This window comes from uncultured Ligilactobacillus sp. (assembly GCF_948826705.1).
In the GTDB taxonomy this organism is placed as follows: domain Bacteria; phylum Bacillota; class Bacilli; order Lactobacillales; family Lactobacillaceae; genus Ligilactobacillus.
Genome location: NZ_CAQLEL010000056.1, coordinates 1 through 20,878, shown reverse-complemented (window position 1 = coordinate 20,878; position 20,878 = coordinate 1). Strand labels below are relative to the sequence as shown.

At 39.6% G+C, this 20,878-nt stretch carries 21 protein-coding genes; 18 read left to right on the top strand and 3 right to left on the bottom strand.

Annotated elements, in window-relative coordinates; all coding sequences use genetic code 11:
• The 5 genes from Q9Q35_RS03145 to Q9Q35_RS03125 form a co-directional block, all read left to right on the top strand.
• Window positions 1-676, top strand: a 676-nt coding sequence (locus Q9Q35_RS03145; RefSeq protein ID WP_304652094.1) for a YitT family protein, incomplete at its 5' end; no start/stop codon positions are given.
• Between the two features lie 178 nt (window positions 677-854).
• Window positions 855-2,066 carry a CCA tRNA nucleotidyltransferase gene (locus Q9Q35_RS03140; RefSeq protein ID WP_304652093.1) on the top strand — a complete coding sequence of 404 codons (1,212 nt, stop codon included), beginning with the start codon at window positions 855-857 and terminating at the stop codon, window positions 2,064-2,066.
• Window positions 2,067-3,947, top strand: a complete 1,881-nt coding sequence (locus Q9Q35_RS03135; protein ID WP_304652092.1) for an ABC-F family ATP-binding cassette domain-containing protein — start codon at window positions 2,067-2,069, stop codon at window positions 3,945-3,947.
• A gap of 51 nt (window positions 3,948-3,998) precedes the next feature.
• Complete coding sequence (locus Q9Q35_RS03130; RefSeq protein ID WP_304652091.1) at window positions 3,999-4,955, top strand: thymidylate synthase; 957 nt, start codon at window positions 3,999-4,001, stop codon at window positions 4,953-4,955.
• Window positions 4,956-4,971: 16 nt separating this feature from the next.
• On the top strand, window positions 4,972-5,472 hold the full coding sequence (locus tag Q9Q35_RS03125; protein WP_304652090.1) for a dihydrofolate reductase: 501 nt from the start codon (window positions 4,972-4,974) through the stop codon (window positions 5,470-5,472).
• Between the two features lie 44 nt (window positions 5,473-5,516).
• On the opposite strand, the gene Q9Q35_RS03120 is transcribed toward Q9Q35_RS03125, so the two are convergent.
• Window positions 5,517-6,119, bottom strand: a complete 603-nt coding sequence (locus Q9Q35_RS03120; protein ID WP_304652089.1) for a hypothetical protein — start codon at window positions 6,117-6,119, stop codon at window positions 5,517-5,519.
• A gap of 143 nt (window positions 6,120-6,262) precedes the next feature.
• Here Q9Q35_RS03120 and Q9Q35_RS03115 point away from each other — a divergent pair, with 143 nt between their 5' ends.
• From Q9Q35_RS03115 to hslU, 13 genes are all read left to right on the top strand, one after another.
• A complete protein-coding gene (locus Q9Q35_RS03115; protein WP_304652088.1) occupies window positions 6,263-7,207 on the top strand; it encodes an SGNH/GDSL hydrolase family protein in 945 nt (314 codons plus the stop codon).
• Between the two features lies 1 nt (window position 7,208).
• Complete coding sequence (locus tag Q9Q35_RS03110; protein ID WP_304652087.1) at window positions 7,209-7,811, top strand: YpmS family protein; 603 nt, start codon at window positions 7,209-7,211, stop codon at window positions 7,809-7,811.
• Window positions 7,812-7,825: 14 nt separating this feature from the next.
• Window positions 7,826-8,047, top strand: a complete 222-nt coding sequence (locus Q9Q35_RS03105) for a YozE family protein (RefSeq protein WP_004047867.1) — start codon at window positions 7,826-7,828, stop codon at window positions 8,045-8,047.
• Window positions 8,048-9,505 carry a S41 family peptidase gene (locus Q9Q35_RS03100; protein WP_304652086.1) on the top strand — a complete coding sequence of 486 codons (1,458 nt, stop codon included), beginning with the start codon at window positions 8,048-8,050 and terminating at the stop codon, window positions 9,503-9,505. It abuts the gene before it with no gap.
• A gap of 102 nt (window positions 9,506-9,607) precedes the next feature.
• A complete protein-coding gene (gene lepB / locus Q9Q35_RS03095; protein WP_304652085.1) occupies window positions 9,608-10,135 on the top strand; it encodes a signal peptidase I in 528 nt (175 codons plus the stop codon).
• 52 nt (window positions 10,136-10,187) lie between these two features.
• Window positions 10,188-11,042, top strand: a complete 855-nt coding sequence (gene ylqF, locus Q9Q35_RS03090) for a ribosome biogenesis GTPase YlqF (protein WP_304652084.1) — start codon at window positions 10,188-10,190, stop codon at window positions 11,040-11,042.
• A 60-nt stretch (window positions 11,043-11,102) separates the two neighbouring features.
• A complete protein-coding gene (locus Q9Q35_RS03085) occupies window positions 11,103-11,870 on the top strand; it encodes a ribonuclease HII (protein WP_304652095.1) in 768 nt (255 codons plus the stop codon).
• A gap of 42 nt (window positions 11,871-11,912) precedes the next feature.
• Window positions 11,913-12,773 (top strand): DNA-processing protein DprA, encoded by an 861-nt coding sequence (gene dprA / locus Q9Q35_RS03080; RefSeq protein WP_304652083.1) that lies wholly within the window; start codon window positions 11,913-11,915, stop codon window positions 12,771-12,773.
• A 150-nt stretch (window positions 12,774-12,923) separates the two neighbouring features.
• A complete protein-coding gene (gene topA / locus Q9Q35_RS03075; RefSeq protein ID WP_304652082.1) occupies window positions 12,924-15,035 on the top strand; it encodes a type I DNA topoisomerase in 2,112 nt (703 codons plus the stop codon).
• A 15-nt stretch (window positions 15,036-15,050) separates the two neighbouring features.
• Window positions 15,051-16,364 carry an FADH(2)-oxidizing methylenetetrahydrofolate--tRNA-(uracil(54)-C(5))-methyltransferase TrmFO gene (trmFO, locus tag Q9Q35_RS03070; protein ID WP_304652081.1) on the top strand — a complete coding sequence of 438 codons (1,314 nt, stop codon included), beginning with the start codon at window positions 15,051-15,053 and terminating at the stop codon, window positions 16,362-16,364.
• A gap of 238 nt (window positions 16,365-16,602) precedes the next feature.
• A complete protein-coding gene (gene xerC / locus Q9Q35_RS03065; protein ID WP_304652080.1) occupies window positions 16,603-17,502 on the top strand; it encodes a tyrosine recombinase XerC in 900 nt (299 codons plus the stop codon).
• A gap of 17 nt (window positions 17,503-17,519) precedes the next feature.
• Window positions 17,520-18,062 carry an ATP-dependent protease subunit HslV gene (gene hslV / locus Q9Q35_RS03060; protein WP_004047858.1) on the top strand — a complete coding sequence of 181 codons (543 nt, stop codon included), beginning with the start codon at window positions 17,520-17,522 and terminating at the stop codon, window positions 18,060-18,062.
• Window positions 18,063-18,082: 20 nt separating this feature from the next.
• The gene (gene hslU / locus Q9Q35_RS03055; protein WP_304652079.1) at window positions 18,083-19,507 is read left to right on the top strand and encodes an ATP-dependent protease ATPase subunit HslU; all 1,425 of its coding nucleotides are present in this window, start codon (window positions 18,083-18,085) and stop codon (window positions 19,505-19,507) included.
• 149 nt (window positions 19,508-19,656) lie between these two features.
• Here hslU and Q9Q35_RS03050 read toward each other — a convergent pair whose 3' ends face one another.
• Window positions 19,657-20,529 (bottom strand): aldose 1-epimerase family protein, encoded by an 873-nt coding sequence (locus Q9Q35_RS03050; RefSeq protein ID WP_304652078.1) that lies wholly within the window; start codon window positions 20,527-20,529, stop codon window positions 19,657-19,659.
• Window positions 20,530-20,603: 74 nt separating this feature from the next.
• Window positions 20,604-20,878 (bottom strand): glycerol-3-phosphate acyltransferase (locus tag Q9Q35_RS03045; protein ID WP_304652077.1); only part of this gene is annotated, 275 nt, incomplete at its 5' end.

Sequence of the window (20,878 nt, the reverse complement as noted above, 5' to 3'; positions counted from 1 at the left end):
GATCATCATTGGTTATCGCTATTTAGGAAAAAAAGCTTTAGTTTATACGGTTTATGGAACATTAGCGTTATCATTTTGGATATGGTTTTGGCAAAGATATTATATTCCAATAAATATTCATAATGATCTCTTTATTGCCGGGATATTAGCTGGGATCTTTGGTGGTGTTGGCTCTGGGATCGTTTATAAATTCGGTGGTACCACAGGTGGGACCGATGTCGTAGCTCGTATCTTGGAAAAAGAAAAAGGGATCCAGATGGGAAAGACACTACTTGCGTTAGATGCGGTCGTTTTGACGTTATCACTGAGCTACTTAGATCTACGCCAAATGATGTACACCTTGCTCGCTTCGTATGTTTTTTCACAACTAGTTAACTTTATCCAAGGTGGGGCCTATGCAGCACGGGGAGTTGTTATTATTTCACGTTTTCCAGATGAGATCGCTAAATCGATCATTCAAGATCTTGATCGAGGCGTCAGTTACTTAGCTGGACAAGGGGCTTTTTCTAATCAAGATTTTAAAGCGATCTACTGTGTCGTCAGTCCCAGTGAATTGACAGCTATCAAGCGGATCGCAGAGCATCATGATCCCAAAGCCTTTATCTCAGTTTTAGATGTGACGGAAGCTTTAGGTGAAGGTTTTACGTATAATCGGCCCAAGAAGAAATTACTATAAATTGAGTGTGATCTAAATGGGCAAAAAGCTATTGGACCACAGATCATAAATTAAAATAAATTACCTGAGCATTCAGCGAAAGTTGAATGCTTTTTGTTAGATACTTTTAATTGTAACGCTGAATTGAGACGGCTATAATAATACTGACTATATATTTAGAATAGGTTGGATATAGATTATGCAAGTAAAAAAAATACCTCAAGAATTTACGGTAGCTTTACCGTTGTTACAACAGATAAGAGCTGCTGGCTTTGAAGCTTATTTTGTGGGGGGAAGTGTCCGGGATACGATCCTAGGCTTGCCGATCCACGATGTTGATATTGCAACTAGTGCATATCCGGCCGAGATAAAAGCGATCTTTGAGCGGACAGTTGACACTGGGATCGAACACGGAACTGTTATGGTGTTAGACCATGGTGAAGGCTATGAGATCACGACTTTTCGGACAGAAAGTGGCTATCAAGATTTTCGGCGACCTGATAAAGTCGAGTTTGTACGTTCTTTAAAAGAAGATCTCAAGCGACGTGACTTAACGATCAATGCCTTAGCTTTAGCACCTGATGGAACTGTGATCGACATGTTTTCTGGCTTAGATGACTTAAAAAATAAGACGATCCGTGCCGTGGGCGATCCGACTGAACGTTTCTTTGAAGATGCCTTACGCATGATGCGAACAGTACGCTTTGCTAGTCAGTTGGATTTTAAGATCGAGCCTCAAACTTTACAAGCGATCAAAGCCAATGCACATTTACTTGAAAAGATCGCAGTTGAACGGATCCAAGTCGAATGGATCAAATTACTATTAGGTAAAAATGTGGTTCAAGGCTTAGAGGCTTTTTTAGGAACAGAACTATTTAAATACTGTCCTCAATTCGCTACGCGTGAGCAAGCTTTACGTAAAATTGCGGATCTGCCACAATTAAAGCTAGCAGATGAACTAGAATGTTGGGCATTATTGGCCTATGTCTTTGAGCTTTCCCCTAAACAAGTGCGTAGCTTTCTCAAAGCTTGGAAAACTTCAAATGAGATCAGCACAGAAGTTCAAAACGTCTTGTCTATTCTTGATCAAGCCACACCTGACCTTGATCCCTTGGTCTGTTACCATGCTAAAGAGCGCGCAACTAAAGCAGCGAGCCATCTATTAGATATCCTACAGTTACCTTTAACTGGTGCTAAACTTTTACAGACCTATACAGCGCTACCGATCAAAGATAAGGCGCAGTTAGCTTTGAATGGTAAGGATCTATTACAAACGTTGGGCCTAAGACCGGGACCAGGATTAGGAAAGATCTTGAATACGCTTGAACAAAAAGTTGTGTTAGGTGAACTAGCCAACGATAAAACAGTTTTATTAGCACAAGCTGAAAAATTAAGTAAGGAATTAAATTAGATGCAAACACTTCGAATTGAAAATTTAACTAAGACCTATGGCGATAAAACCCTGTTTCAAGATGCGAGTTTTATCATCAATGAACATGATCGGATCGGCTTGATCGGAACTAATGGTTCGGGGAAAACGACTTTTTTGAATGCGATCAGTGGTCTTGATCCCGCTGATTCTGGTGAATTGATCGCTCCTAATAACTATCGGATCAGTTATCTAAAGCAACAACCTGAATTGGATCCAGAAAAAACGATCATGGAAGCTGTTTTTGATGGTGCAGCGCCAGTTTTTCAGACGATCAAACATTATGAGCAAGCATTAACGGCTTACAGCAATGATCCAGAAAACGAAAAGCTCCAAAAACGCTACGATGAAGCTGAAGCCAAGATGAATCAAGAAGATGCTTGGAGTGCTGATAGTGATATTAAGACCATCTTGACACAATTACACATCAACGATTGGCATCAAAAGATCAAGACACTTTCAGGTGGTCAAGTCAAACGGGTCGGCTTAGCTCAGGTCTTGATCCAAGAGCCAGATCTATTGATCCTAGATGAACCGACAAATCATTTGGATTTTGATTCGATCGCTTGGTTAGAGAATTACTTAGCTTCGTATAAAGGTGCACTTTTGGTAGTGACACACGATCGCTATTTTCTAGATCAGATCGCTAATCAGATCATTGAACTATCATTTGGTAAATTATATTTTTATACAGGGAACTATCAAGATTTTGTCGATCAAAAAGCAAAACGAGTCGAGCGCGAATTGACTGCTGAACATAAGCAACAACAGCTCTATAAAAAAGAATTAGCTTGGATGCGTACTGGAGCTAAGGCACGGACGACTAAACAGCAAGCTCGGATCAATAGCTTTAATGAACTAAAAGAAAATCTCAATAAAGTTCAAGTTGATGGCAAAGTCGATATCAACCTTGGACAACAACGCTTAGGTAAAAAAGTTTTAGAGTTAAAACATGCTTCATTGAACTTAGATGAGCATGCGATCTTAAAAGACTTTGATCTGTTGATAAAAGCCGGTGATCGGATCGGGATCACAGGGGTCAACGGGGCTGGTAAGTCAAGTTTATTGAATGTTTTAGCTGGAAAACTAGCTTTAGATAGTGGTGAGTTGGTCACAGGTGAGACTGTTAAGATCGCTTATTACCAACAAAAAACGGAAGACATCCCTGAAGATAAACGAGTCATCAGTTATCTAAATGATGTTGCCCAAACGATCGTCAATAAAGATGGTGAACATGTTAGTACGACCCAATTGCTCGAACAGTTTCTCTTTCCAAGATCAATGCATGGCACACTGATCAAAAAGCTCTCAGGGGGAGAAAAACGGCGCTTATATCTTTTGAAACTACTGATGATGCAGCCAAATGTCTTGATCTTAGACGAACCAACAAACGATTTAGATATCGGTACATTGACGGTATTAGAAGATTATCTTGATCAATTCCAAGGAACGGTGATCACAGTCTCCCATGACCGTTATTTCTTAGATAAAGTAGCCGATTCACTTTTGATCTTTGAAGGTAATGCCAAAATAATGCGACATTATGGTATTTTCACAGATTATCTGAAAAAAGATCTAGGTAAACGACCTGCCAAAAAAGTAGTTAAAGAAAAGCCAGTTGTCAAATCAGCTGAACCAAAAGAAAAGACCAAATTGACTTATGCTGAGCAACTTGAATTTGATAAATTAGAACAAGAGATCGAAATGTTAGATGAAAAGCTAGAAAAATTACAGACGCAGATGGGGGAAGTAGATGGTTCCGATTACCCTAAACTCGCCAGTTTGCAACAAGAGATCGACGACTTAAATGCACAAAGTGAACAAAAGATGGCACGGTGGGAAGAATTAGGCCAATATGTCTAGCAAAAACATGATATAATGATCTATCCCAAATAATTGCATCGGAGGAAGAAAATGACTGCACTTGAAGAACCGTATTTACAATTGATTCGAGATATTTTAGAAAAGGGTCATCAAAAAGGTGACCGAACTAAAACCGGGACGACCAGTTTATTTGGTTATCAAATGCGCTTTGATCTAAGCCAAGGTTTTCCTTTATTGACGACTAAAAAAGTTCCTTTTGGCTTGATCAAAAGTGAGTTGCTCTGGTTTTTGAAAGGTGATACCAATATTCAATATTTATTACAACACAATAATCATATTTGGGATGAATGGGCCTTCAAAAATTGGATCGAAAGTGATGACTACACAGGACCAGATATGACTGATTTTGGCTTACGAGCTCAAAAAGATCCAGCGTTCAAAGAAATATATCAAACACAAAAGAAGCAATTTTGCGATCGGATCGTTAACGATGATGAATTTGCAGAAAAATATGGCAATTTAGGTGACGTCTATGGGGCACAATGGCGTCATTGGAAAACACGTACAGGCGAAACGATCGATCAGATCAAAGATGTGATCGAGACGATCAAAACTGATCCAAATTCTAGGCGAATGATCGTCTCAGCTTGGAATCCTGAAGATGTACCTTTCAGTGCTTTGCCACCGTGCCATACGTTATTCCAATTTTATGTCAACGATAATAAGTTGAGTTGCCAGCTTTATCAACGAAGTGGTGACGTCTTTTTAGGAGTACCGTTCAATATTGCTAGTTATGCTTTACTGACGCATTTGATCGCACATGAAGCTGGACTGGAAGTAGGCGAATTTATCCATACTTTAGGGGATGCGCATATCTACTCTAACCATCTCGAGCAAGTTAAAGAGCAATTAACTCGTACACCTAAAGTTGCACCTAAGTTATGGTTGAATCCAGCTAAAAAAGATGTTTTGTCATTTGAAATGGATGATATCAAATTAGAAGGATATGAATCTTTTGGAGCTATCAAAGCTCCTGTAGCTGTATAAGAAAAGGGGTAAAAAAATGATCTCATTTATTTGGGCTGAAGATAAGGTACATCATATCGGATACAAGGGCAAATTACCCTGGCACCTGCCAGCTGATCTAGCTTTTTTTAAAAAACGAACTATAGGTCATCCGATCGTTATGGGACGTAAAACTTTTGCCAGCTTTCCAGGATTATTGCCTAAGCGCCAGCATGTCGTCTTGACTCACAGTGAAGAACTAAAAAAAGAAGCACAAACTACCGAACGCTTGACGGTTTTTACAGATCTAACTGAGCTAAAGTCTTGGTTATCACAACAGTCTGAAGAAATTTTTGTGATCGGTGGAGCGTCATTGTTCAACAGTTTACAAGAAGAAGTTGAGCGTTTGTATGTGACGAAGATCGCTTCTGAATTCAAGGGTGATACGCTCATGCCTGAGCTAGACTATTCAAAATTTAGAGCGATCTTTCAAGAAGAAGGCGTGGTCGATGAAAAAAATCATTATCCACATACCTTCTATATCTATGAACGTAAATAAAAAAACGGGGATGTTTTGTTACGACATCCCCGTTTTAATTATCACTAACGGATCAATTGTATTAGGCCTAAAAGCCAAGTCCAGATCATCAATGTTTCTGTAATACATGAAAGCCAAAGTAGCTTCGGCCGTGCTTTATTCCACCAATAGGAAAGGATCCCTAAAATGATGGCGATAATGAAGAGTGGTTCAAATATCTTACCCGTAACGATCAAGATTAAGCAAACCAAACACACGACCAAGCTAATGGCATAGACCCATTGCCAGTATTTTAGATAAAAAACACATTCATAGATCAAAGTCAAAACTGCCCAAGTAGTCACGAGCCCAAAAGCGACCCAGCCAGCTGCAAAAAATTTCACTCCAAAACAAAGTGGGTAAAGAAGAGTCATAAGCGTCAAAGCTCCTAGGCTACGCGTTATCGTATCTAAAGGACGGTGAGCTTTAGTATTATAAAGCGCTAAAGTGATGATCTTTAGCAATAGATAAAGGCTAACTGTCCCTAAGACAAGCGAAAGCGCAACGATGAAAGCAGTTTTAGGATGTCCAGCTAAAAGCGTAATGATCGTTAAAAAGACAGAGCCTAGTAGAGCGATCCCTGTGATGATCGAACTTGCGATCAGGTTTTTGGTAGTATATTTAGGCAAATAGATCGACCTTTCTGATAAAAATTTTTTTGATCAACTACAATTGTAACATACTGATAAACACAACTTACATGAGATAAGTATTTAAATTAAAGTTCATTTAGCTTACAATAAAGGCAAGACCAATTAAAGGAGGATATTTTTTGAAAGCAATCGGAAAAATAGCAGCATTTATCGGTTGTATCATTGGAGTAGCTGCTGTTTTTTATTTGGTTTTACACCTTGCATTACCACAGAAACAAGAGTTGGACCCAGTCAAAAAAGTTACTGCCAAAGTGCAACGAGTTACTACCAAAAAAGATAAACCGACCTTGATCTTGACCGCGTTAGGTGATTCTTTGACTTTTGGTGTGGGTGATACCACGGACAATGGTGGCTATGTTGGCTTGATCAAGACTAAACTCGAACAAAAACAAGCTCTAACGGTGACCACACACAATTATGGTAAGACTGGCGATCGTAGTGATCAAATAAAACAGCGTGTACTTGATTCAAAACAGCTCCAGTCAGATCTAAAAAAAGCTGATGTGATCACGATGACAGTCGGTGGCAACGATCTGATGAAAGTTCTTCAACAAAACTTCAATAGTCTAGCTGAAAATAAACTCAGTAATGCAATGCCTAAAGCAAAATCTCAATATGCAGCTGAACTTCAGAGCCTGTTAACGACAGTCCGACAATACAATAAGACGGCACCAATTTTTTTGATCAGTGTCTACAACCCGTTTTATGTGTATTTTCCAACTTTGACTCAAATACAACAATATACCGATGAGTGGAATGAAGTTACCAAAGACACTATCGCAAATGAAGCAAAGATCTATTTTGTAGATGTAAATAAGCAGCTATCTGAAGGTCAATATTATGGTAGATCGAAGGTAACACTTCAAGAAAATGCGACGACTGATCTAAATGATGTTGCTGATAGTAAACTTGAGCAACTTTTAAGCGATGATAAGGAAAAAAATGATTATTTATCTGATGAAGATCATTTTCATCCTAATGCCAAAGGTTATCGCTACATCACTTCTAGACTATATCAAGTGATGCAAAAACATAAAAGTACATGGTTAGAAGGTGAAAAATAGGATGGAAAAACAGATCGATCCTTGGAAATGGGCGTTTGCGATCCTTTTAGGGCTTGTATTGGGCTTTATCGTCTTTGTTTGGTTTCAAGTAACGACTCCAAGCTCAGATCAAAAACAGATCGCAACGCAAACAACACAAAAACAAGGACAGTATGCCAATGTCAATGTTGTTTTGAATAAAGAACAATTAAGTGCGGCTGTCAATTATTATCTACAGCAAAACCAAAAGAAAGGTGCGATCAAGTATCGTTTTGTCTTGGATAGATCTGCGATCTTGATGGGGACGACAAAGATCTTAGGTAAAGATGTCTCTTTCACGCTATATGCGACTCCACAGCTTGACGATTCAGGGAATTTAGAGTTAAAAACTAAATCAGTCGCGATCGGATCTTTGAATGCTCCACCAAGTTTTGTTCTAGGTTATATCAAAAATAATTACGATCTTGGCAAGTGGGCTAAGATCAACGCCTCAAAAGCAACGATCACCCTTGATCTAAATCAATTGACCAAAAAACAAGGGATCAAGATCCAAGGTGAAAAATTCGATCTCAAACAAGATGATCTTCAATTTAAAGTCGCTTTCCCATTGAATAATACTAATTAAAGGTAGGTAAATTTATGCGTGAAAGTTTTTATCGTTATTTGATGACTAAACGTGATCCAAATGGTATAGATGAGATCAGTCATTTTGCCAATGCAGCGTTCTTTGATCAAGCTTTTCCCAAACATTCAGATGATTATCATGAGATCTCACATTATCTCGAATTGAATGCGACTTATCTACCTTCGATGAGTGTTTTTGATGAAGCTTGGCAAGGATATTTGGAAGAGGTAATTTAAGTGGAAAAAGAGAAACAAAAAGAAGCAAAACTTAAAAGGGTGTTTTTACAAAAAAAGTACAATTTATTGACCACCGTGCTTGTTGCATTTTGTGTCGCCTTGCTCAGTGGTGGTGGTATTTTTTGGCTAATGGATCGTCAAGTAAAGGGGCTCGAGTCGGCTAATCAAGCAATGGGCAAGATCAACACGGTCTATAATGCCCTTTACTATAACTATTATAAAGATGTCAGCCAACAAAAGCTTGTTGATGGTGCTTTAAATGGGATGGTCGAGGCTTTAGGAGATCCCTTTACTGAATATATGAATGCAACTGAGAGTCAGGAATTAAATGATTCGATCTCGGGGAGTTTTGGAGGTATCGGAGCCCAAGTGCAAAAGAGTGGTTCAGAGATCAAGATCATGTCACCGATCTCAGGGACTCCAGCTGCTAAAGCTGGTTTGAAAGCAAATGATGTTATCGTCAAGATCGATGGTAAATCGACTAAGGATTATACTTTGAATAAAGCAGTTTCATTGATGCGTGGTAAAGTTGGGACTAAAGTTTCAGTCACGATCAAGCGGAATGGAACGACTTTCACAAAAACTTTGACTCGGGCTAAGATCCCAGTTAAAACCGTTGAAGGCAAATTAGCTACCGAAGATAAGCAGATAGGTTACATTCAAGTAACTTCATTTTCTGAAAATACCGCTAAAGAATTTAAACAAACGGTCCAAAGTTTGCGCAAAAAAGGGGCTAAGTCCTTTATCATTGATGTACGTAATAATCCAGGTGGCTTGATGGATCAAGCTTTAGCGATGTCTTCAATGTTTGTTGAAAATGGTAAACCGATCTTGCAAGTTGTTGGTCGTGATGGCAAACCAACGATCTATAAGGCAAGTAATGAATTAGATGAGGGTTTCAAGGTCAAAGAAAAGGCGATCGTCTTGATCAATGGTGGATCTGCTAGTGCTTCGGAGATCTTTGCTGCAGCACTCAAACAATCGGGCAATAATGTCACTTTGATCGGAACTAAGTCATATGGTAAAGGAACAGTTCAAAATACCTTGCCATTCAAAGATAAGACTGAATTGAAGTTAACGATCGCTAAATGGTTGACGCCAGATGGGACTTGGATCCATAAAAAAGGGATCAAACCAGATGTCAAAGCTGATTATCCTGATGTTGCCTACTTGACTGCGATCGATACAGCTAAAACCTATCAAGAAGGACAAAATTCAAAGCAGATCAAGAATTTGCAACAAATGCTGGTCTTTTTAGGCTATGACTTGGATGAAAAATCAGGTTACTTTAATGAACAAACTAAGCAAGCTATCGAAAAATATCAAACAGATAATGGCCTAACAGTTAATGGAACTGCCGATAAATCGACCATTGAAAGCATTGAAACTAAAGTTGCTCAAAAAGTTACCGAATCAGACAATGCCTACAAAAAAGCTGTCGAAAAATTAAGTGAATAACTTTTTTAACGGGACGTCTCAAAGTAGACGCCCGTTTTTTATCTTTACAAAAATTATGTTACAATATGGGTGTATTTTTCAGAAAGGGACGTAGAGATCATCATGAAAGTACATGTAGATAAACAAAAACTCAAAAAATGGAGCGGTCCCTTTGTATTGGCGCTTGTGATAGCACTCTTTGTTCGCTTTTTTTTAGTCACACCACTAGAGATCAATGGCAATTCGATGTTACCAGTACTTCATGATCATGATGAAGTCTTGGTGCGACATTATGGCACGATCAAGCGCTTTGATATCATCACTTTCAAGCTCGCTAATGGTGAAACTTATATCAAGCGGGTGATCGGGTTACCTGGTGATGAGATCAAATATGAAAATAACCAGCTTTATGTAAATCAAAAGAAGGTCCCGGAGAAGTTTTTAACGGATCCAAATTTGGGTGAGACTTCAGATTTTACATTGGATGATTTTTTTACAACTACTAAAGTCCCAGCACGCAAATATTTCGTATTGGGAGATAATCGCCGGATCAGTCAAGATTCGCGCACTTTAGGGATGGTCGATGAAACATGTATCTCAGGGCGAGCTTGGATCATTTACTGGCCTATCTGGCATTTTAAAGTGCTATAAGGCATGGTATAATAGCAAAAGCTGATTTAATTTTATGAAAGGATGCAAAAACATGGCAATTATTCAATGGTTCCCTGGTCACATGGCCAAAGCCTTACGCCAAGTCAAAGAAAATCTCAAACTGGTGGATGTCGTTTTGGAATTAGTCGATGCAAGACTACCTGAATCATCACGTAATCCCCAGTTGAAAGATCTATTACAAGATAAGCCAAGTATTATCGTGCTGACCAAAATGGATCTAGCTGATCCTAAAGAAACACGTAAATGGATCGAATATTACGAAAAAATGGGGCAACCCGCTGTAGCGATCAACAGCGTTCAAGGTTCGTTAAAAGTGATCGATAAGAAAATCAAGGAAGTCTTAGCTGAAAAATTAGCAAATAAAAAAGCACGCGGGATCTTATCACAGCGCATCAAAGTCATGTGCATCGGCATCCCTAACGTAGGTAAATCTACGTTGTTGAATCATTTGGTCAAAAAAAATGTTGCTCAAGTGGGTAACCGCCCTGGGGTCACTAAGTCTCAGCAGTGGTTGAAAGCTGGTAAAGATCTCCAATTATTAGATACGCCAGGGATCTTGTGGCCTAAGTTCGAAGATCCGATCGTGGGCAAAAAACTAGCTTTGACGGGGGCGATCAAGGATACTTTATATGCAAAAGATGATGTTGCTTTATATGAGATCGAAGAATTCAGTGTAAAGAATCCACAAGCTTTGATCGAACGCTATAAGATCGACGAAGAACTTTTGGAATTGCCGACAGTTGAAGTTTTATTGGAGCTAACTCGTAAATTAGGCTTTAAAGATGATTATGAGCGAGCAAGTGAACGTTTGATCTTTGATTGTCGCAAGGGTAAGTTAGGGCGTTATACTTTGGATGACGTGCCTAAAGATCCGGCTAAAGTTTAGAGCATATTCGAGAGGGACTTGCAGTAGCATGCCCCTCTTAATTTATTAATTGGGGGAATTATTTTGGCACACACGATCGCACAGATCAAAGCGCTATTAAAGGCTGAGCCTAGCGCTGAAATGTTAGCAGAATTGAAAAACGACCCACGTAAAGGCGTTCAGACTGCCTTAAAAACGTATTATAAACAAAAAGAAAAACAGGCGCAAAAGTTAGTCAAATTTAAAGAACGCTTACATTTAGAAAAAAAACTATGGAGTAACGGCGTTGAGTATGTCGCTGGGATCGATGAAGTCGGGCGCGGACCCTTGGCTGGTCCAGTCGTCACAGCTGCAGTGATCTTACCACATGATTTTCAATTAGTTGAAGTCAATGATTCAAAGCAGTTATCTGAAAAAAAACGTGAAGAACTTTATGGCAAAATTTTAGAACAAGCGATCGCGGTAGCCGTTGGAGTGGCGGAAAATGATCTGATCGATGAAGTAAATATTTATCAAGCAACTCGGATCGCAATGAAAGAAGCCTTGGAAGCTCTAACGATCAAACCCGGTCATATTTTGATCGATGCGATGCAGATCGATACTGACATCCCTCAGACAAAATTGATCAAGGGCGATGCTAAATCAGCTTCGATCTCGGCTGCTAGCATCGTTGCTAAAGTCAATCGTGACCACTTGATGAAATTTTATGATGCGGTATATCCGGGATATGATCTGGGAAATAATGCTGGCTACGGGACGCCTAAACATTTGACTGGTTTAGCTCAAAAAGGGGTCACCCCGATCCATCGCAAGACATTTGAACCAGTTGTTAAATATTTAAGCAAATAAGCCCACACCTTTTGCGTATTTATATAGCGAGAGGTGTTTTTCATGAACGAATTAGAATTTTTCTTGTTGAAGCTACATTTATGTGACCTAGATCTTAAAAATGAATTACGGGTCGTTCGTTATATACTTTCGTTTGAGCGTTGTCCTAGTAAAGATGAACTCTTTTTACTTTTAAAATTAGGTCAAACGCAAAAAAATGATCTGTGGAATGCTCTACAAAGTAAGCAATTATCGCAAAAGATCCAGCAAAATCTAAAAGTCAGCCATTTTTTGACGATTTTAGACAAGCGCTACCCATTACAATTACAGGAGATATACTCACCACCGGTCGTTTTATTTTATCAAGGAGATATCGAACTGTTGGATTCTAAAAAACGCTTAGGTGTAGTCGGTGCACGTCAATGTAGTTCGTATGCACTGCAAGCCTTGACTCAATTATTACCTAACGTGATCCAGCAAAAACTTATCCTTGTCAGTGGATTGGCCAAAGGTGTGGATGGTCTCAGCCATCAATTGGCTTTAAAGCACCACGGTAAAACGATCGCTGTGATCGGTAATGGTCTAGACGTCAGTTACCCGAGCTGTAATCGAACTTTACAAACACAGATCGCGCATACGGGATTGTTACTTAGTGAATATCCCTTGGGGAGTCGCCCGTTGAAATATCATTTTCCCTTGCGTAATCGGATCATTGCGGGGCTGTGTCAGACAGTATTAGTTGTTGAGGCCAGACATCACAGTGGAAGCTTGATCACAGCCAATCTTGCACTACAAGAAAATCGCAATGTCTTAGCATTACCAGGACGAATAAACGATATTTATTCGACGGGATGTAATGAATTGATCGCAGCAGGAGCCAAACCAGTCCTGAACAGTAATGATATCTTAGAAGAATTTATTTAGGTAAGGTAAACAATAGCTGAGAAATGTTCAAACTGCTTGACAAAGTTAGTTTAAATAGCATAACATGAGTATCGAATTTTGTGACTGGTCAATTGATCGTGTCAGCAGATATTTTTAAATCAAGACTATAAGTATGAGGGAGTTGTTGGTATGCCGAGGTCTACTGGGACTGCTACCAAAAAGAAAACAAAACGCAAAGTAAAAAAGAATTTAGTGATCGTGGAATCACCTTCCAAGGCTAAAACGATCGAAAAATATTTAGGCTCACGCTATAAAGTTATGGCTAGTTTAGGACATATTCGTGACTTGCCTAAAAGTAAGATGGGGGTCGATGTTGAAAATAACTACGAACCACATTATATTTCGATCCGTGGTAAAGGCGATGTGATAAAAGAACTAAGAAAAGAAGCTAAAAAAGCTGCGCACGTTTATCTTGCAGCCGATCCAGATCGTGAAGGAGAAGCGATCGCATGGCATTTATCTTACCTTTTAGGGCTTGATCCAAAAGATAAAAATCGTGTCGTATTCAATGAGATCACTAAAGATGCTGTTAAAAATGCTTTTAAAAACCCACGGGCGATCGATATGAATTTGGTAGACGCCCAACAAGCTAGGCGAGTACTTGATCGTTTGGTGGGTTATTCGATCTCACCATTGTTATGGGCTAAGATCAAAAAAGGACTATCAGCCGGTCGTGTGCAATCGATCGCTTTAAACTTGATCATTCAACGGGAACAAGAGATCAAAGCTTTTAAACCTGAAGAATATTGGACTTTAGATGCTCAATTCAAAAAAGATAAAGCTAAATTCGACGCTAGTTTCTATGGCTTAGACGGTAAGAAAGCAGAGCTAAAGAACAACGAAGAAGTCCAAAGTGTTTTAGCTAAGTTAGACACTAAGAAACCATTTACTGTTTCAAGTGTCACTAAAAAAGAACGTAAACGGATGCCACAGCCACCATTTACGACTTCGACTTTACAACAGACTGCAAACAACACATTGAAATTCAAGACGCAAAAGACGATGATGGTAGCCCAGCAACTCTATGAAGGGATCAGTTTAGGACGTGGCGGAGCTGTTGGGTTGATCACATATATGCGGACTGACTCAACGCGGATCTCTAGTGTGGCTAAGCATGAAGCATCAACATTTATCCATGAAGAATATGGTGAAGAGTATGCAGCCTTAAAGCCACGTAAGACTAAATTATCTGAAGGAGCACAAGACGCCCATGAAGCGATCCGACCTTCTTCAGTTATGCGGACACCTAAATCGATCGAGAAATATTTGACTAAGGATCAAATGAAACTCTATTCTTTGATCTGGTCACGATTTGTGGCAAGTCAGATGACACCGGCGATCGTAGATACGATCCGAGTCGATCTGACTCAAAATGGTGTGACTTATCGTGCGAATGGATCAAAAATAAAATTTGATGGTTTTACTAAGGTCTATGCTGAATCCAAGCGCAAAGATAATATCTTACCAGATCTAAAAGAAACCGATGAAGTTTTGATGGTCAAAAATCAACCTAATCAACACTTCACTTTACCACCAGCTCGTTATACTGAAGCTAGTTTGATCAAAACGCTCGAAGAAAATGGTGTTGGACGCCCTTCAACGTATGCGCCAACACTAAATGTCATCCAAAAGCGCTACTACGTTAAATTAGCTGCACGTAAATTCGAACCAACGGAATTAGGTGAGATCGTTGATAATATGATCCAGGAATGTTTCCCTGATATCTTAAATGTTGATTTTACCGCTAATTTAGAAGGACAGTTGGATGAGATCGAAGAGGGTAAACAAGAATGGGTCTCCATTATTGATGAATTTTACCAACCATTCTCTGATGAGGTCAAAGAAGCTTCTGAAAAATTAGCTAAGGTCACGATCAAAGATGAACCTGCTGGTTTTAATTGTGAGATCTGTGGTGCCCCAATGGTCATTAAAATGGGACGTTATGGCAAATTTTACGCTTGTAGTCGCTTCCCGGATTGCCGTAACACACAAGCGATCATCAAACAGATCGGGGTAAAATGCCCAGTTTGTGGCAAAGGACAAGTTGTTGAACGTAAATCCAAGAAGAATCGCGTTTTCTATGGCTGTTCACGCTATCCAGACTGTGAATTTGTTTCTTGGGACAAGCCGGTCGGTAGAAATTGTCCTAAATGTGACCACTATTTAGTCTATAAAAAGACTAAAAAAGGGCAACAAGTCAAATGTCCAAATGGTGACTATGAAGAAGCCATTCAAAAATAACTAAGGAGTAAAATAATGACAACTACTAGCATTAATGTTATTGGTGCCGGTTTAGCCGGCAGTGAAGCCGCTTGGCAGATCGCTAAACGTGGACTCAAGGTTCGACTTTATGAAATGAGGCCTGAGAAAAAGACCCCAGCCCACCATACACAAAATTTTGCTGAATTGGTCTGCACTAACTCGTTGCGTGCAAATCAATTAACAAATGGTGCGGGGTTGTTAAAAGAAGAGATGCGGCGCTTAGATTCGATCATCATGGAGGCAGCTGATACACATAACGTTCCTGCTGGTGGAGCGTTAGCCGTGGACCGTGAGACTTTCTCTAGTGCGATCACAGAAAAATTGACAAACCACCCTAATGTGGAAGTTGTCCGAGAGGAATTGACTGAGATCCCAGAAGGATTAACGGTGATCGCAACTGGTCCATTGACTTCTGATCCATTGGCACAAGCGATCAAACGTCTAACTGACGATGAGGGTCTGTATTTCTATGATGCCGCTGCTCCGATCGTTGAAAAATCATCCCTTGATATGGATAAGATCTATTTAAAATCACGCTATGATAAAGGCGAAGCAGCTTATCTCAACTGTCCAATGACAGAAAAAGAATTTTACGATTTTTATCATGAATTGATCAATGCTGAGATGGCTGAATTACATGATTTTGAAGATCAAAAGTTCTTTGAGGGATGCATGCCGATCGAACAGATGGCTTCGCGTGGGGAAAAGACGATGCTCTTTGGTCCCTTAAAACCAGTCGGTCTAGAAGATCCTAAAACTGGTAAAGAACCCTTTGCAGTCGTTCAATTACGGCAAGACAATGCTGCTGGTAACTTATATAATCTAGTTGGTTTCCAGACGCATCTCAAGTGGGGGGAACAAAAACGGGTCTTTTCAATGATCCCAGGGTTGGAAAATGCTCAATTTGTCCGTTATGGCGTGATGCATCGTAATACTTACTTGCGTTCACCAGAATTTTTAAATGCAACGTATCAAACTAAAAAGCGTTCTGATCTACTGTTTGCAGGTCAAATGACAGGCGTCGAAGGCTATGTTGAAAGTGCAGCTAGCGGACTTTATGCGGGGATCAACGCAGCCATGATCGCTCAAGGTAAAGAACCAGTCATTTTCCCAGAAGAAACGATGATGGGGGCAATGGCTCACTATATCACTCATGCTAGTCCTAAACATTTCCAACCGATCAATGCAAACTTTGGGATCATTCCACGATTGGAAAAGCGTATCCGTGAGAAACGTGAACGCAATTTAGCTCTATCGCAACGGGCGTTAGCTGTTTTAGAAGAATTTAAAACAACGGCGGATATTTAATCAAAGGTAAAGATCAAAACTCGTATTTCTCATTTGAGATGTACGAGTTTTTTTAGTGTGCTTATCGCTTTACACGAACATATTTTCGCTTTAAAATGTATATGATCATAAACTACAAGATATCTCAAGCGTCTAATCTTAAGAAAGTTTAAAATTTTTAGACATATACATATTTAGGAGCTTGACTAATATTGACCAATATTAGAAAATAGCTTTAGATAGGTGAAGGAGCAAGCAAATGGAAAAAAAGTGGATCATAGAATTTAAAGAATATCTTCGAGTCGAACGACAGTATTCGCCTAAGACGATCACTGCTTATTTAGAAGATGTTACCGAATTTGAGCAGTTTTTAGCTGAAAGTGGTCATCCTAAATCGTTTGCAAAGATCACAACTTTTGACGTTCATGTATTTATGAGTGAACTTTACGATAAAGATCTCAAAATGAGTAGTATTTCCCGTAAAGTTTCAAGTTTACGAGCATTTTATCGCTTTTTATTGCGTAATGGATATGTGGCTAAAGATCCATTTGCATATGTGCAGATCAAGCAAAATCCACGGCGTTTGCCACGGTTCTTTTACGAAAAAGAACTCGAGCTTTTATTTGAAGAAACAAGGCGTCCTGACAAGCTTTCTTTACGTGATAATGCTTTGCTAGAAACACTTTATTCAACAGGGATGCGGGTCAGTGAATGTACTGGGCTCAAGCTTGAAGATATCGACTTTGAACTAAAAACGATGCTTCTTCACGGAAAGGGACGCAAGGATCGGTATGTGCCTTTTGGGTCATACTGTTATACTTCACTTAAACGTTATTTAGCAAAGTCACGTAAGCCATTGATGGCTAAATACAAACGTGAACATGATCATGTTTTTGTGAACCATCATGGTGATCCCTTGACAGCTGCTGGGGTCTCTTATGTTTTAGACCAGATCGTTAAGCGAAGTTCGCTTTCGAGTACGATCCACCCCCATGAGTTGCGGCATACCTTTGCCACACATTTATTGAGTAATGGGGCAGATCTACGGGCGGTTCAAGAACTTTTAGGCCATAGTAGTTTATCGACCACACAAATATATACACATGTTACGCCGGAACACTTACAACGAGATTATCGGAAGTTCTTTCCACGAGCGTAAATTTAGGAGGAATTTACATGTCTGTTTCATTTCACGCAACTACGATCTGCGCTGTGCGCCACAATGGTCATACTGCGATGGCCGGGGATGGTCAAGTTACCATGGGCGAAAAAGTCATCATGAAGGGATCTGCCCGTAAAGTTAGGCGGATCTATGATAATAAAGTTGTAGTTGGTTTTGCTGGAAGTGTTGCCGATGCTTTTAATTTAGAAGATAGATTTGAAAAAAAGCTCAATCAATATAGCGGTAACTTACAGCGAGCAGCCGTTGAATTGGCACAAGAATGGCGTAGTGATCAAGCTTTACAAAAACTTGAAGCTTTATTGATAGTGATGGATAAAGAAAACTTACTATTAGTTTCAGGATCAGGGGAAGTTATCGAACCTGATGATGATATTTTAGCGATCGGCTCTGGTGGCAATTATGCCTTTGCAGCAGCTAAAGCGATGACAGCTTACGCCAAAGATCTAAGTGCGGCTCAGATCGCCCAAAATGCGATCTCGATCGCTGGAGACATTGATATTTTCACCAATCACAATATCATCGTAGAAGAACTTTAATCAAGGAGTGACAGATTTCTATGGAACATAGTGAAAAAACACCTAAACAAATCGTAGCTGAATTAGATAATTATGTTATTGGTCAAGATCAGGCTAAAAGAGCGATCTCGATCGCTTTACGTAACCGTTATCGCCGAATGCAGCTACCTGAAGATATGCAAGAAGAGATCACCCCTAAAAATCTCATGATGATCGGACCTACTGGGGTGGGTAAGACTGAGATCGCACGTCGTTTGGCTAAGATCGTCGATGCACCATTCATCAAAGTTGAAGCAACGAAATTTACTGAAGTGGGTTATGTTGGACGCGATGTTGAATCCATGGTGCGTGATCTAGTCGAAGTTGCTTATAAGATGGAACAAGATGAGCTCTTTAAGAAGGTCAGAGGTCAAGCTGTGCAAAAAGCAGATAAGCGCTTAGTAAAATTATTAGTTCCAGCTCAAAAGCAACAAAGCCGTCCAAATGAACAAGAAAATTTCATGCAATTCATGCGCGATCTCCAAAGTGGAAAAATGCCAAACATGCCAGGGATGCAAGGGGCTGAAGAAAACGAAAACGTAACAGAAGATGTTAAACGTGAACGCTTCAGTGTAGCTGAAAAACTCCAACGTGGCTTACTTGAAAATGAAGAAGTTACGATCCAAATGGAAGACCCTGCACAAAAATTCCAAGGTGCAGATGGGATGTTAGGGCAAATGGGCTTAGATCTATCGGATACGTTAGGTTCACTAGCACCGAAGAAAATGGTAACACGAACGATGCCAGTTAAAGAAGCACGTGAAGTATTTGTACGCGAAGAATCAGAAAAAATGATGAATACTGCTGATGCAGCAAATGCAGCGATCAAGCGTGCAGAAAATACTGGGATCATCTTTATCGATGAGATCGATAAGATAACTTCAAAATCTCAACAAAATTCCGGTGAAGTTTCACGTGAAGGGGTCCAACGGGATATCTTACCGATCGTTGAAGGCTCGCAGATCAAAACTAAGTACGGTGTCATTAAGACAGACCATATCTTGTTTATCGCATCAGGTGCGTTTGCTCAAAGTAAACCAAGTGATCTGATCGCCGAATTACAAGGGCGTTTTCCGATCAGAGTTGAATTAGAAGACTTGAGCAAAGATGATTTCGTTAAGATCTTGACTGAGCCTAACAATGCCTTGATCAAGCAATATATTGCGATCATTGGGACTGATAACATCAAAGTCACATTTACGATCGAAGCAATCGAAAAGATCGCCGAGATCGCTTATCGTGTAAACCATGAAACTGATAATATCGGGGCACGACGGTTACACACGATCTTAGAGAAATTACTTGAAGACTTGCTCTTTGAAGGACCAGACATGCAAATGGGTGAGATCACGATCACAGAAGCTTATGTTGAAGAAAAAGTAGGTAAGATCGTGGCTGATAAGGATCTTAGTCAATACATCTTATAGTCCGAATATTTCGGTGACACTCAAAAGTGTTCACTCGGAGATTTTTGAGAGTTTGCTGAACAATAACTTAAACTATACCTAATATAGTTCGATAATGATGCAAAAAGCAGCATTTCCATATAGAGCGGAAGTGCTGCTTTTTTATTTAGTTAGAAAACATCGATCGTATAGTTGGCTTCAAAAACTTGTTGTCCACCTAACTTATTGATCGCATATTTTGTTTTAAAATCGCCATCAGTTTCCAAAGTATCAGATAAGGCCCACCAAGGCTCAAGACAAACAAAATCACCTTTTGCCGGATAACTTGACCAGATACCCATTGCTTTAGCATCAGTTGTTGTGATCGTTACGCCATGGCCGTGTTGTTTGCTTACTAAGCTGATCTGATTTGGTTCTTGTGAAAGATCATAGATGAGAGCATCATCTTTAAATAGGTCATGATTAACGGATAAGGTTGCTGCGCCAGTCGTGATGTTCTTTAGATCGATAAAACTATCGACCAGTGGGATGCGAGGATAACTTTCTTTTGGACTTAGGCGGATCTCGTAATCCTGGTAAGTATCAGTTGCTTTTAGTTTAGTTGAAAAAGCAGGGTGAGCACCTAAGCCAAAATACATTTCTTTAGTACTTGGATTGATCACGCGGTAGATCACTTCAAGTTTAGTTTGTGTCAAAATATATTGAACTTGTAAAACAAATTCAAATGGATACTTTTCAAGTGTCTGTTCATTAGAGTGTAATTCAAAACAAACTTCAGTTGGAGCTTGATGTAAGACCTCAAAATCCATGTCACGTGCAAAACCGTGTTGTGTCAAGTGATAACTTGTTCCATCGACTTGATATGTATCATCTTTTAAACGCCCTTCGATCGGGAAAAGAACAGCTGAGTGTCGTTTCCAATACTTACTATCGCCACTCCACATATATTCGGATCCATTTTCTTTAGAGATCAAACTAGCTAATTCAGCTCCGTGTTCATTGATCACAACGCGTAATTTTTCATTTTCAAGCATAACTGCCATTATAATATCACCTCAACTTCATTATAGCACACAAAAAAAGCGTATCTGGGTAACTATAGTCCCCAAATACGCTTTTATTTATTTTGTTTTTGTTGTCGGTGCTTGTAACCTAGACCAAATGGCACCATATTTTCAGTCCCACTTTTGATCCGTTCGATGTTACCGTAGTGGCGAACAAAGACAAAAATCGTTAAAGCGATCGCAACGACTGAAAGTAGTGCATCTTTAAAGAAAAAAGATACGATCGTGATCAGTAAAAAACCCAGCATGCTAGCAACACTGACCATACTGGAGATGTAAAGTGTCACTAAAAAGATCACCCAAGCAATAACAAAGAATAATGGATTAT